Below are 13,160 nucleotides of genomic sequence, written 5' to 3'. Positions count from 1 at the left end.
GAAGCCAGAAGGCCGGGTGCAGTAAACCGAATACATAAACCTGAATGATTGCTGAAAAAACGCTTACTGAGCACTATATCCGTGTGCGGGCGCACTCCGAAGCGATTTGCCTGGGACTTGAAACGGAAGATTACGTTGTCCAGCCTATCGCAGATGTGAGCCCGCCCAAATGGCATCTGGGGCATACAACCTGGTTTTGGGAAACCTTTGTGCTGGTTCCCAACGCACCGAACTATCGTATTTTTCACGAAGACTTTAGCTACGTTTTCAATAGCTATTACGAAACGATCGGCAAACGTGTTCTGCGGACAGACCGGGGTAATCTGAGCCGCCCTACCGTTGCGGGCGTGTATGCCTATCGCGCTTATGTAGACGAGCACATGAGCCATTTTCTGAATACCTCAGACTTGTCGCCCGAACTCTATGCGCTCATCCAGCTTGGTCTGAATCATGAGCAACAGCACCAGGAACTACTCATTACCGATATCAAGTTCATACTGGGTCATAATCCATTGTTTCCGGGGATTGATATGCCTTTGACTAATCCCTCCGACCACAAAAGGCTCAATGGCAGGGAAGAGAGAACGGTAACCATAACTGAAGGAATTTATACTATTGGTCATCAGGGTAGCGGCCCGAACGGTGAATCGTTCTGTTTCGATAATGAACTGGCTCGCCATAAGGTTTATCTGAACAAAACGACTATAACAGACGGTTTAACAACCAACGGCGAATACCTGGCTTTTATAGAGGCAGGCGGCTACCAGAATTTCAGATACTGGCTTGCTGATGGTTGGGCGTGGGTGAAGACCAATGGAATTCTGGCTCCATTATACTGGCATAAAATCGACGGTGAGTGGTGGAGCTATACATTCGCTGGGTTGACGCCTGTTGATATGAATGAACCTGTTTGTCATGTTAGTCAGTATGAAGCCGACGCCTATGCCCGTTGGAAAGGTCAGCGTTTGCCAACGGAATTTGAATGGGAAGCAGTAGCTGATCAATTGAGTTGGGGCACTCGCTGGGAGTGGACTAACTCGGCCTATCTGCCTTATCCTGGCTTTACAACCGCCGAGGGCGCTGTAGGTGAGTACAATGGTAAGTTTATGAGCGGACAGATCGTTCTGCGTGGCGCTTCGGTAGCTACGCCAGAGGGCCATTCGCGGTCAACTTACCGCAATTTTTTTCAACCTGACAAACGATGGCAGTTCACGGGAATACGACTGATAGTGGAATAAAAACATGGCGTGAAGAGTCTGGCGCATTGGAGATAGCATTAACTCCTGGATCGACGGCACTAGCTGAGGAAGTACGAACCGGTCTGGTAAAAACGCCGAAACGATTGTCATCCCGTTTTTTTTACGATGCTGAAGGCAGCCGGATTTTTCAGGAAATCATGCATACTCCGGAGTATTATCTGACCCGGTCGGAATATGAAATTCTGGAAAACCATAAAGCGGAGTTGCTTCAGTTGTTCGTCGCTGATCAACGCCCCTTCGATCTGGTCGAGTTGGGTGCTGGCGATGGGCTAAAAACGAAGATCCTGCTTGGTTTTTTTTCAGAACAACAGGTCGATTTTGCCTATGCCCCGGTCGATATTTCGTCCGATGCGCTCGATGGACTGGTTGCTGATATACAACGACAGTGGCCTGATTTGCGGCTTAAACCCCGCCACGACGATTACTTCAACTCCCTTCATCAACTTTCTGCTGAGTCTGATGCCCGGCGTATTGTTCTATTCTTAGGGTCGAATATCGGGAATTTTACGCCTGAGGAAGCGCTTGATTTTTACCGCCAGCTTTATGATCAGCTTCTGCCTGGCGACCTGGTGTTAACGGGTTTTGATCTGCAAAAGCATCCGGCGGTCATTCATGCGGCTTATAACGACCGACAAGGCCTGACACGGGCGTTTAACCTGAACCTGCTTCGACGGATCAACCGCGAACTCGACGCGAATTTCGACCTCGCATCCTTCGATCATTATGAAGTCTACAATCCCGAAACCGGCGAAGCGCGGTCATATCTGGTGAGCCAGAAATCGCAGACGGTTGAGATTAGAGCCTTGGAGACGACTGTGCCGTTTCAATACGGCGAAATTATTCATACGGAGATTTCCCGCAAATTTACCCGTTCCCAGATTGAGCAGCTGGCAACAAGAACCGGATTTTCGGTTAGTGGCTGGTTTACAGATTGTAAGGGTTACTTTGCCGACGTAGTTTTTGTCAGAAATTAGCCCCGACAAACGAAGTGGCGTCTGGCTTTCCTGCCTGATTTACACGATCCTGTAAATCAACCGCTCCTCTTTTCTCTTTTCCTTTCATCCCTTTTCTTCAAAATTCGGCACTTGTCGTAAAATATTTTCCTTCTGATTCCGACTACCTTGTGGTAAGGCCGCTGGTAATCGGGCCATCAGAACGTGGATACTACTCTCATTAAAACACCATCGTCAACTGTTAAGGCAACTGAGCGTAATACGCCACAGCAACTTGGTGAAACGGTCCGCAAGGAGCGCGGACGGCTGCTGGCGTTTATTCGACGCCGATTGCCCGACCCCGACGAGGCCGAGGATGTGTTACAGGATGTGTTCGTCGAACTGACAGAGGCTTATCAGTTAGCAAAGCCCATTGAACGGGTTGCATCGTGGCTATTTTCGGTAGCTCGTAACAAAATCAGCGACTGGTATCGTAAAAGTCAACCAAATGGGATGCGCACTGTTTCACTCGATACGTCGAACTATACTGATGATGACGAAGATGCACCGGTCCTTGGCGAGTGGCTGGCGGTGGCTGATGATTCGGGGCCGGAAAGCGAATTTTTTCGCGAAACGCTGATGGATGCGCTGACCGAAGCCCTGGCCGAACTACCAGCTGATCAGCGCGAGGTGTTTGTTCAGCACGAACTGGAAGGGCGAAACTTCAAGGATATGGCCGCTGAATGGGGCGTTTCTGTGAATACGCTACTGTCGCGGAAGCGATATGCCGTACTGCACCTTCGGGAACGGCTACGGGATTTGTACGACGATTTTTTCAATGAGTGAACGTAGGTCAGAGCCTGAACAGAAAATCGCTGCTGCTTTAGTCACTCAATCACTAATTCACTAATTTAACCCTTGGAAACCATGATAATCTTAAAAGTAATCGGCTTTGCCCTGCTTGGTATTGGCTTGTTTCTGTTAGCAACGTATGTAGTCATGCGGCTTTGGAACTGGCTGGTTCCGTCGTTGTTTAACGGCCCCCGGCTTCGATTTGTACAGGCGTTGGGTTTGTTTGTCCTGGCCCGATTGCTGTTTGGATTTGGTGGCGGGTTCGGGCATCATGGCCATTATGGCTATGGTCGACCTTACTGGCATCATGGGTGGCGTCAGCATAATGAACGATTGAACAATGGGCGTCATTTGGAGCATCGGTTAAAGCCGGGCACTCCGACCCCAGTGCCTGATCAGGAGTAAAAGATTTTTAGATGAATAAGAAATGAGACGATTCTGGTTTCGTCGGGGACTACGCTTCCTCGGCTTCGCAATAGTTTTTGTCGGACTGGCTGGCCTGGTCGTCATGACGCTCTGGAATGCTTTATTGCCGGAGATTCTGGGCGTATCGGCTATTACGTTTGGGCAGGCATTGGGCCTGCTGGTACTCAGCCGTATTCTTTTTGGAGGATTTAGAGGTGGCCCCCGTGGATACGACTGGCGCGGTGAAAACGGCTGGGATCGGGGCGGATTTGGCCGTGGCCGCCGTGAATGGAAGCAGAAAATGGCCGAACGCTGGAAGCAGATGACGCCCGAACAGCGCGATCAGATGAAGCAGCAATGGCGCGACCGTTGCCGTAGCTGGGGGCGGGGCCGCTGGGGTTCGCCACCGTTTGACGAGCCTCCTCAGCAGGACGAGTCCAAATCCTCTGTCAGCTGAATGTGAGCTATAAAAACAGCGAAGACCGGCCATTATGGCCGGTCTTCGCTGTTTTAGTGCCAACTGCTCGCTGCCTACTGCTTATCCCACCAAACGCGGGTGTCGAGGTTGTCGGGGCCTTGGCGTGCTATAGCTTCGTTTACTTTGGCCTGATTGACCGAAATCTCTGAATCGGGGTAGCTCAGTCGGTTAATGAAATTGCCTTTTATTTCTTTACCTGGATAGGGGTTCGGCTTAAGGGCTGGGAAACCACTCCGGCGGAAATTCGCAAACGCTTCGGGCCCGTTCAGGAACGAGGCAACCCAGTATTGCGTGTTGATAAGCTCCAGTCCACGAGCTGCCACGTAAGGGTTCTTCTGTAAATAAGCGGCAATGTTCGCATCTGACACGAGGGATGTTGCATCATAGTCGCCGAGTTGCTTCATGTGAGCCGTTACACCTGCATTATAAAAATCGGCAGCACTGCCTGTTGTCCAGCCGCGTTGGACGGCTTCAGCCAGGAGCAACTGGGTCTGGGCGTAGGTTACCAGAAAGCAGGGCGCCGTAAAAGCTCCCATTCGGGTACGATCCAGTTGTGAGTAGTCATAGAAACTGGCCAGGCCATCGGCAATAGCTTTGGCTGGAATTGTCCCGTTATCGTAGCCAAGAGGCATACCGATCTGTACCGCCGGATCACGGTTAGCTTTGGCGGCTGTTTGTTCCGGACCACTTTTAGCACCCACGTAGCGAACAGCAATGGAGGCCAATCGAGGATCTGACGTTGATTTCAGGTAATCGACAAAAGCACCCGTCAGGTAATAGTTCGCTGCTTCGGTTGAGTTGAGCGTACCGCCCACCGAATTCTGATAGTTGGCATTATTGCGAACGGCGCAGTTATCGGCATTTGACTGCATTAACCCACCCGCTACGGCTTTCTGTACGGTTGACTGTGCCAGCGTCGGGTTAACTTTCGACAGGCGCATACCGACCCGAAGCAGCACCGAATTGCCTAATTTTTTCCATTTGGCAATGTCGCCACCATACATAATCTCGCCAGCTTCTGTAGGTTTCGTTGCATCCAGTGCGGCTGTAGCCTCCGTAAGCTCCTTAATGAGATCGTTATAGATACTTTCCTGCGTGTCGTATTTAGGCGTAACGTTTGCACTCAAATAGCCCAGTCCAGCTTCGGTATAGGGAATATCGCCATACGTATCGGTCAGCACCATCGACGCCAAGGCCTTCCAGATGCGAGTCATATTGTACAGATTGCTTCGGTTGGCATCCGTTTTGGTTTTGGCTAGCACATCGACCAGATAGCGGATGTTATCCCGGAAATAGCGTTGCCAGAGCTGTGCGTTTGCACCGGCTGAACCCCGGTTATCGATGTTGAAATTCCCCCCGGACAGGATACCGGAATTCGGTGAAAACATCTGCTGAACGATCGGCTCCTCGAAGATGAGCATGCCTCCCGGATAGGAGGTGTTTATGATCGCGTTGTTGAACGTAAAGACCGGATTCAGCGCTGTAGCGGCAGTCGGGTTGGTATTGAGCTGGTCGAACCCTTTCTCGCAACCGCTTAAGCTAACCAGACAGGCAACAAGTGGAATATAAATAAGTGTCTTTTTCATTGTTGAAGAGTTTTTGGGTTTGACTTTCAGAGCGCTTTTACCCTCTAATTTTCGTGTGCACTTGTAAACGATGAAAGCCATGAACCTCTTTTAAAATCTAACATTCAGGTTGAAACCAATACTGCGGGTGATGGGCAATCCCGTTGACTCCAGACCAATCAGGTTATCAGAGCTGAAACCGAATTGTTCAGGGTCGATGTTGGGCACCCATTTTTTCAGGACTGCTACGTTGTTGGCCACGGCGCTCAAACGAACGCCCTTGATAAACAACGTTTTGGGTAGAAACTTGGTGAAATCATAGCCAATGCTGATCTGACGAAGTTTCCATAAGCCAGCATCGTAAAGAACCTGTTCGCCAAGGCTTTTCGAGCGCCCAACCGAATAGTAATCCTGTACAAATGCCCGAACTGCATTGACCTCGCCTTTATCATTCACACCAACACCAACCATTTTGTTGTCTGCTTCACCCCGACCAACCAGGGTTTCTTTTTGCAAACCATGCCGGAACGCATTCAGGTTAGTACCCGAAATCATCTTACCGCCCAGTTTGAAGTCGATCAGGAACGATAAGTTTAGACCTTTATAGTTAAAGGTGTTGGTAATGCCACCGACGTATTTGGGTAGCGCTGAACCAAGCGAAATTGGAGCTGGTGTACGGTTCGGTATGCCATCGCTGCCGTGGATAATCCGTCCCTGGGCGTCTCTTGCATAACCGTAGGTGAATAGTTGACCCAATTCCTGGCCAACTACCTGCCGGAGTTCACCAACGTAAATTCCTGTGCCGACTACAATCTGATCGGCTTGCTTATCCTTGTTATAATCCTTTTCGGGTGTTCCGTCGTCGTCGGTCAGAAGTTTGAGCAGTTTCGTCTTATTATACGAACCATTCAGCGTTACGTCCCAGGAGAAATCCTTCGTCCGGACGGGGGAGAGGTTTAATAATACTTCAACGCCCCGGTTTCTGCTCTGGCCACTGTTGATCAACGCGCTGGTATAGCCTGATGCATCGGAGGTCTGTGCCGCAACGATCTGATCGCTTGTGATTTTGTTGTAGAAGGCCAGATCTAAGCCCACGCGGTTGTTAAACATCTTTAACTCCAACCCAACTTCAGCCTCAGCGACCCGACTTGGTTTGAGGGTGGCACTTGGTACAGTGTTGGATGTGATATTGCCTACAGGCTGGCCTGCTCCGGCAGGATTTGGAAAGAGGTTTGCAGCAACAGCGTAGAACAGGTTGTTCGAATAAGGCGCTACATCACCGTCACTACCGACCTCAGCGTAGGCCGCCCGAAGTTTTCCGAAGTTCAACCAGGCTGGTAAATTATTGAAGGCTTGTGAAAAGACGAAACTTCCTGTGACCGATGGATACAGAATGCTTCTATTCGCCGGGGCGAGGGTCGAGAACCAGTCATTCCGGATCGTTCCGTTCAGGAACAAAACATCTTTAAACGAGAATTCGGCCGCTGCATACAAGGAGTTTACTTTCCGTTCGCTAAGGCCATACAGCGGATCTTTTACACGACCGTTCTGTGGAACATACAAGCCCCGAACAATAAAATCGGTTGCCATAACGCTATTCAGATCGCTCCGGCGATAGAGCTGATTACCGCCCACGGTCAGGTCGATGCCCAGTACACCAAACTTACGATTGGCACCAATCAGGAAGTCGGTGTTTAATTCGCGGAATCGGCGGGCTTCCTGCACGTAACGTCCGTTCACAAAACCAGCGGGTGCCGCTGCCAGCGAAGCCTGGCCCGTTGGGAAGTTGTAGTCCTGATCGCGTGACCAGTAATCCTGCCCAACGCGGCCTTGTAGATAGAGCCAATCCGTAAAATTATAGCGAGCTGAAATATTGCCAAACAGACGATCCCGGCGAATATTCTCAAACTTATAGTTCATTACAAAGTACGGATTCGTCCGGTTCATGAACCGCGAGTAAACAAACTCGTTGCCAGTTGTTGGATTGATCTGGTTTGCTTCTAGCACATCGAGCGGCATCGAGTTGGCCAGCGTGTAAATTACCGTTGGTGTACTGTTGTCCTGCTGGGCAATCTGAGGTGGGTTTTTATTATACTCGTTCGAGTAATTGATCGAGCCGGTAACGCTCAGCTTGGGCGAAAGATTATAGCTGAAGCCCAGATTGATCGTTTTTCGATTGAACGTGTTGTTCGGCGTAATACCTTTATTATCCAGATTCGAAAGCGACAGATTCAAACCGCCCCGATCACTACCGGTTGAAATCGAAATCGAATTTGTCCAGGTCGATCCATCCCGGTAAAACGTATTGATCCGGTTACGAACGGGCTGGTAAGGTACGGTTACGCCACCGAAAAGTACCTGTGTCTGACCGTTGAACTTCTCGCCGAAGCTCCATACGCCAGATGTTGGGTTGGGTGCCGTTGGCCGAACGCCGTATTCACCCTGGCCGTATTCGTACTGGTAATCAGTGTAGTCCAGCGGGTGATCAGTCGTGAAGTTCGAGTTGTACGTCACGCCAATGCCCTGACCAATTCCTTTGGTTTTGGTGGTAATCAGAATGGCACCGTCTTTGGCCCGTGAGCCATAGAGAGCGGCAGCTGTGCCTCCTTTCAGAACCGTCATTCCTTCGATGTCATCGGGGTTTATCGACGACAGACCGTCGCCACCATCGGAGTAGTTATCGCCGTTTCGGCTGGCAATGGAGTTGTCGCTACCGGCGTTACCGTTGTTCTGACCAAAGTTGGTGTTATCGATCGGTACGCCATTCACCACGATAAGCGGGCTATTCTGACCCGAAAAGGACGATTGACCCCGAATCCGGATTTTACTCGTACCGGCTGCGCCCGTACCAAGGCTGGAAATGTTCACCCCAGCAATTTTACCCTGTAGGGCATTCATGAAGTTAACCGTACGGTTGGTAGTAACCTGCTCGGGCGTCACAATCGCAGTCGCGTAGCCTAAGCGTTTCGCTTCCTTCTTGATACCCAGTGCCGTAACGACTACTTCGTTCAGGTTCTGTTCGCCTTCCTGAAGCGTTACGTTCACCTGCGATTGATTACCGACGGCTATTTCCCGACCCGTAAAACCAATGGCGCTGATAACCAGTGTAGCATTGGGCGGGGTATTTAATGAGAAGTTTCCATTGGCATCGGTTGTTGTACCTGTCTGTGTATTTTTGATAAGGATGTTCACGCCCGGAATGGCCTGCTGGTCTTTACTCGATACGACGCGACCCGTAACCCGGCGGTCCTGCGCGTGGGCTACGTTGATGAGTAGAAAAACGGCACATAGCAGTAAGCTAAGTAGACCGCCTTTGGTGAGTAGATAGTGTTTCATCAGAGGATAAGAATTGGTTTTATAATCATGTATTCAAATAGAACAAAGTAATCTTGCCTGACTTCTATTCTCTTAAAAGGCCTATATAAACCCCATCTACTATGTATTTTGAGTATTTGTTACTAAAGAATCAATGAATTTTGCTCGTTTTTACTACATCTAAATGAAAAAAGCCTGACCAATCGATCAGGCTTTTTTGTTAAGTATGTACTCTTTGGTTTATGCCAACTTGACCGTTATAGTCTATGGCTTTGGTTCACCAGCAGCTTCGCTCTTCGCCGATGCACCCAGCGAATTAATCCAGGCTGCAATTTTCAGGGCATCAGCTTTAGGAACCTGTGGCATGGGCGGCATTTCTGTCGCGTAGTCCGGCCAGTTTTTCGGTTTCGGACTATAGATCAAATCCACGATCTGGTCATTGGTGTATTTGCGTTTGGCAACATCCGAAAAAGCAGGCCCTACCTGACGTTTGTTCGCCTGGTGACAGGCTGCGCACGTATGGCGGGTTAATAATCCTTTCACTTCTTCGTAAGTTGGTGCTTTGGCCATCGTAACGGCCTGACCTTCGACCAGTTTAGGCTTGCCACCCGTAACAGGCTTTTTGGCCGGAACCACCTTTTTATCCGCAGTTGGGGGAGCTGCCGGTGTTGTTACGGGAGCCATCGCTGAGTTTTTCGTACTTACTTCGCTAAGTGCCAGCTTCTGACCATCGGGAATATTATTCAGTGTGTAGTAGGCAATCGGATGGACGAGAGAGTAGGAACCCTCTTCGCCCCGGACGCCATCAAGCGTTAGCTGGTGAATGTAGTATTTGCGCAGATCACCAACAATTAGCCGGGCTTTCAGGCCATCGGCCGATACTTTTACGCCTTTGATCGGAAGGGCTTCCTTGTTGATTGTTGGACTACCGTAGACGGAATGGTATTTGTAAATAAAACTTTCAACCCGATACGATGCGAGATCTTCGGCCGATTTGCGATCGACAGGTTTGGTAAATTCTACTTCGAAACCGTCGGGCATGGCCTTCACCGTCCGCATCTCAAAGGGCATCGTGCCATTCCATGCCAGTCGTTGCAGTCCTTCATTGGCTTCACCAGCCGATCCCCAGCCACGGTTGGTTTCGCCCACAAACAGAGAGCCGTCTTTACCCCAGGCCATCCGCAAAACCCCCGACCGGAAACCATTCCGAAATTCAATGGCTCCGCCCTGGTATTCGCCGTTCACTTTCTCCATGAACACCCGCGAAATTTTGCTCATGCCCTGATCGCCGACCAGCAACTGGCCTTCGAATGGGCCAAAGGCTCCCTGTGGAATTTCCACAATTTCGGAGTTCGAAATGCCAAGAATACCATGAGGCAACCAAACGGCGGGCGTCTGAATATCGGCACTTGGAAATTGCTCTTTCATGCTATAGAGCAATGCTGGTGTTTCGTTGACCACGTTTTCGGGTTTAATGGCCCGGCCATTCTCGTCTCTACGCCGACGTTCGTCAATTTTGGCGTAAAACTGTTCGGGAGTGAGCTTAACCGGCGAATTAGCCATGCCGGTCCAGCGTAAACCCGCCGGATGACCTACGAACGCTCCTTTTTTGACGTGGACAATACCGCCCGATCCCATCCAGTCGCCCTGGTTATCGGCGTAAAACAGCTGACCATCGTAGATACCTAATCCGCAGGGGGAACGCATTCCGGTAGCCCAGGGCTGCATGGTACCGCTTTCGGTAATGTTCATGGTCCAGCCCCGCCAGGGAACTCGGCTTTCACCCCGCCACCATTCTTCATCGCCAAAGGCTACATTGGCGGTGACAAAAAATGTCCCATCGGGTGCAATTTTTGGCCCGAAGCTGTATTCGTGGTAATGCCCCGACAGCGGCCAGGCATAAATAGTTTCGAAAACATCGGCTTTCCCGTCTTTATTTGTATCGACCATTTTGGTCAATTCACCGCGCTGGGCGCAATAAAGGGCTCCATCTTTATAGGTAAGACCCAGAATCTCGTGGAGACCGGAGGCAAACTTGCGGAAGAAAGGCTTACGACTCGTTGGATTTTCCACAATCCAGACATCGCCCCGGCGCGTTGCTACACCTAAGCTACCGTCGGGTAGAACCGTCAGGCCGCCCACTTCGAGCAGCGTACCTTCAGGAGCTGTTACTTTCAGAATCTTAAAAAAATCTTCCTCTTTAGGCGATTCCTGCGCCTTAACCGCTGTCAGGCTGGCAATAGCGAAGAGGGTTGTCAATAGCTTTTTCATAATCTGGGGATAGGCACGGGCTGATTGATAGCGCTGAATAAATCACACTAAACCATACCGAATGCCGTAAACCGGTTAAAACAAGATCGAATAGGTCAATTTGCCTTTCACGGGCACAAGTAATTCTTTCTGGCCGTTAGATTCCCGAACAATCGGTTTTGCTCCGCCAGCATCGTCGATACGCAGGTATTCCTGTCCATCGATGAGATACATGCCGTTTTCCAGAGGGCTGATAACACTACCACTGGCCAGCCGGGCGTAGAGATTGTCGGCAGGAGTGGCTATTGTTACTTCGCGCTTAATGCCCTGTCCGGCTTCCAGCACCCGAATTTTATCGTCAACTATACTGCCATAGCTCTGATAGCGGAACGTAGGCCGATCACTACCATCGAGGACATAGCCTTTCGGGCGGTAGCCAGAACCGGTTGTATCGGTTACCCAATTGGCCTGTGGCGATGCCAGTTTGGTCAGGAAAAGTACCGGCGCGCCCATGCGTTGTACCATACCGAGCGGGCGCGATGAACCATCGCCCCGGTCATGCCACATAGGAGTCGCATCCAGAAACAGGCCACGCCATACCTGTACCACGGCCCCTTTGTCCAGATCATAGGTGTAGTGGACCTGTTCCGGGCTGCCTACCGAAATGCCATGCGTAACGCGAATGGTTTTCCCCTGCGTATTTTTATCGCCGGGAAGATCCATAAAGCTGCGCAGAATAGTATTCGTAGAGGCTTCGATCAGGATTGGGTCTGCATCGTCGCTATTTCCCCCAACGGAATCGCTGATGAGGTATTCGCGAATACCCGGTCCGGCAACACTTAGGCCCAGTGAAGGTTGAAACCAGCCGACAAATTTGGAATAAAACAGTTCAAAAGGCAGATCGCCTTTGGGCAATGTAATTTTGCCTCTATTGCCTCTACCATCAGGTGCCACTACTGACTGGTTGTTGATTTTCAGCATGCCACCCCCACCTGGAACGCCCAGGTTAAAGCGGTATTCACCCGGTTCTGCAATCCTTATCGTACCCGTATAGCGAATCAGAAATTCGTTTGGAATACGGCTTACCGATGAAGTCAGTACTTTTGAGGCACCTTCTGATTCCGGAGCTGTTTTGTCGTATTCCGGTTCTTTTTCGTACTTGCCTTTGTAGATTGCATACTTCAGATTCAGTAATTCGGGACGTGGTTTGTCGTACGATATGTACCGAATATTGCGAAAGGCTACGGGGCCATGATCGCCCTGAAGCATGATTGGGCCGAGTGGTTTCTCATCGTCGAAACCAGCTGCACGGGTTGGTCCGGTCAACTCAACATCTTCGTGAATGACTACACCGTTCAATTCCACACGGATCATCCGGGCATTTTCGGTCTTCTGTCCGTTTGCATTGAAGCGCGGAGCCTGAAATGAGATTTTCAGGTGTTGCCACAAGCCAGGAGCCCGGCTGGCATTCTGGCGGGCCGGATGGCCTTCGTAACCATTCTGTCCTTCAGGCCGTTTCGGGTCCCAGCGTTCATAGATCGAACCATTGTCAACAACGCGCGGGCTGTGGAGGTCCCAGCCGCTGTTGTCCCAGCTATCGAACAGCTGCACTTCATAACGCCCTTGAAGGTAGACCCCGGAATTTGATTTCGAGGCAATCATATAGTCCAGTTCCAGATCGATATCACCGTGTTCCATGATCGTGAACAGGTTATATTTATATGGATTTTTTGGATCTTCGGGCGCTTTGGCGAGTGGAACGTTGGCTAGCTCACCCGTCCCTTTCTCCGTGGTGATGGTATTCGGTTTGTTCAGTTCAGCGCGGGTAGTACCAACAATTTGCCAGTTTTGCGTTGCTGGTTTAAACGCGCTCAGATCATTGAGTAGAATAGGTGTACCAGGCGTTGGAACAGGTTGAGCCAGAGTTAACCCTGTTCCGACGATCCAGCCGATGCCCAACAGCCAGCGGAAGCGTGCTGTAGTAGTTGGTTTTGACATGTATGTTTGTAATTTTTGGCTCGAAATTTACCATTTTTTCCCTACAAAAGGATGTGATTCGGCAATTGCTCTATCTTTGAGGGTTTTATTGGCGAATTCATTAATC

At 50.3% G+C, this 13,160-nt stretch carries 9 protein-coding genes; 5 read left to right on the top strand and 4 right to left on the bottom strand.

The genetic code is table 11. The features are described from left to right. Positions 1-44: 44 nt before the first annotated feature. The 5 genes from egtB to G8759_RS35730 all read left to right on the top strand — a co-directional run bounded on the left by egtB (position 45) and on the right by G8759_RS35730 (position 3,905). On the top strand, positions 45-1,238 hold the full coding sequence (gene egtB / locus G8759_RS33705) for an ergothioneine biosynthesis protein EgtB (RefSeq protein WP_167217907.1): 1,194 nt from the start codon (positions 45-47) through the stop codon (positions 1,236-1,238). Beyond that, entirely contained in the window at positions 1,202-2,233 is a 1,032-nt protein-coding gene (gene egtD, locus G8759_RS33700; protein ID WP_167217905.1) for an L-histidine N(alpha)-methyltransferase, read from the top strand. Before egtB ends, egtD begins: the two co-directional genes overlap by 37 nt. A 183-nt stretch (positions 2,234-2,416) precedes the next feature. After that, positions 2,417-3,037 (top strand): RNA polymerase sigma factor, encoded by a 621-nt coding sequence (locus G8759_RS33695; protein ID WP_197933068.1) that lies wholly within the window; start codon positions 2,417-2,419, stop codon positions 3,035-3,037. 81 nt (positions 3,038-3,118) lie between these two features. Beyond that, a complete protein-coding gene (locus G8759_RS33690; RefSeq protein WP_167217903.1) occupies positions 3,119-3,448 on the top strand; it encodes a hypothetical protein in 330 nt (109 codons plus the stop codon). Between the two features lie 22 nt (positions 3,449-3,470). After that, the gene (locus G8759_RS35730) at positions 3,471-3,905 is read left to right on the top strand and encodes a hypothetical protein (RefSeq protein ID WP_197933067.1); all 435 of its coding nucleotides are present in this window, start codon (positions 3,471-3,473) and stop codon (positions 3,903-3,905) included. A 74-nt stretch (positions 3,906-3,979) separates the two neighbouring features. Here the strand turns inward: G8759_RS35730 and G8759_RS33680 are convergent, their stop codons facing one another. The 4 genes from G8759_RS33680 to G8759_RS33665 all read right to left on the bottom strand — a co-directional run bounded on the left by G8759_RS33680 (position 3,980) and on the right by G8759_RS33665 (position 13,054). Next, positions 3,980-5,512 carry a SusD/RagB family nutrient-binding outer membrane lipoprotein gene (locus G8759_RS33680; protein WP_167217901.1) on the bottom strand — a complete coding sequence of 511 codons (1,533 nt, stop codon included), beginning with the start codon at positions 5,510-5,512 and terminating at the stop codon, positions 3,980-3,982. A 90-nt stretch (positions 5,513-5,602) separates the two neighbouring features. Next, positions 5,603-8,827 carry a SusC/RagA family TonB-linked outer membrane protein gene (locus G8759_RS33675; RefSeq protein ID WP_167217899.1) on the bottom strand — a complete coding sequence of 1,075 codons (3,225 nt, stop codon included), beginning with the start codon at positions 8,825-8,827 and terminating at the stop codon, positions 5,603-5,605. A gap of 243 nt (positions 8,828-9,070) precedes the next feature. Beyond that, positions 9,071-11,077, bottom strand: a complete 2,007-nt coding sequence (locus tag G8759_RS33670) for a c-type cytochrome (protein WP_167217897.1) — start codon at positions 11,075-11,077, stop codon at positions 9,071-9,073. A gap of 75 nt (positions 11,078-11,152) precedes the next feature. Beyond that, complete coding sequence (locus G8759_RS33665) at positions 11,153-13,054, bottom strand: family 16 glycoside hydrolase (RefSeq protein ID WP_167217895.1); 1,902 nt, start codon at positions 13,052-13,054, stop codon at positions 11,153-11,155. Between the last annotated feature and the right edge of the window lie 106 nt (positions 13,055-13,160).

Origin of the sequence: Spirosoma aureum (assembly GCF_011604685.1) — a bacterium.
Taxonomy (GTDB): Bacteria; Bacteroidota; Bacteroidia; order Cytophagales; family Spirosomataceae; genus Spirosoma; species Spirosoma aureum.
Note: the sequence above shows the minus strand (reverse complement) of the source record. Positions and strands in the feature narration are given on the sequence as shown.

Coding starts and splice junctions, on each gene's coding strand:
- G8759_RS33690 (WP_167217903.1), top strand. CDS start 3,119: ATGATAATCTTAAAAGTAATCGGCTTTGCCCTGCTTGGTATTGGCTTG.
- egtD (WP_167217905.1), top strand. CDS start 1,202: ATGGCAGTTCACGGGAATACGACTGATAGTGGAATAAAAACATGGCGT.
- G8759_RS33680 (WP_167217901.1), bottom strand. CDS start 5,512: ATGAAAAAGACACTTATTTATATTCCACTTGTTGCCTGTCTGGTTAGC.
- G8759_RS33675 (WP_167217899.1), bottom strand. CDS start 8,827: ATGAAACACTATCTACTCACCAAAGGCGGTCTACTTAGCTTACTGCTA.
- egtB (WP_167217907.1), top strand. CDS start 45: ATGATTGCTGAAAAAACGCTTACTGAGCACTATATCCGTGTGCGGGCG.
- G8759_RS33665 (WP_167217895.1), bottom strand. CDS start 13,054: ATGTCAAAACCAACTACTACAGCACGCTTCCGCTGGCTGTTGGGCATC.
- G8759_RS35730 (WP_197933067.1), top strand. CDS start 3,471: ATGAGACGATTCTGGTTTCGTCGGGGACTACGCTTCCTCGGCTTCGCA.
- G8759_RS33670 (WP_167217897.1), bottom strand. CDS start 11,077: ATGAAAAAGCTATTGACAACCCTCTTCGCTATTGCCAGCCTGACAGCG.